This is a genomic window from Pseudoalteromonas sp. BSi20311 (assembly GCF_000239875.1).
Taxonomy (GTDB): domain Bacteria; phylum Pseudomonadota; class Gammaproteobacteria; order Enterobacterales; family Alteromonadaceae; genus Pseudoalteromonas.
Genome location: NZ_BADU01000193.1, coordinates 1 through 271, shown reverse-complemented (window position 1 = coordinate 271; position 271 = coordinate 1). Strand labels below are relative to the sequence as shown.

Sequence of the window (271 nt, the reverse complement as noted above, 5' to 3'; positions counted from 1 at the left end):
GGCGGCAAGTCGTTCTTCAGTTGATTGAGTGTTAGAAGAGGGTTTAGACGGTTGAGCTTGAGACTTCTTGACCCATGCTCTAAGTGTTTCTGGTGTACATCCCAGTTTATCTGAAATCGATACTAGCGCAGCCCAAAGAGAGGGGTATTCATGCTGTTGTGTGGTAACAAGCCTAATTGCACGTTCACGAAATTCTGATGTATAGCGATTTGATTTTTTCATAGTTCCAGTTTCTCAAGTTATTGAGTCTCTGGCAAACACGGGGCGATTC

The 271-nt window shown here is 43.9% G+C and carries 1 protein-coding gene; it reads right to left on the bottom strand.

Features of this window, described 5'->3' with window-relative positions; all coding sequences use genetic code 11:
* Nucleotides 1-222: transposase (locus P20311_RS18850; protein WP_238529465.1), on the bottom strand; the 222-nt coding region annotated here is incomplete at its 3' end.
* Between the last annotated feature and the right edge of the window lie 49 nt (nucleotides 223-271).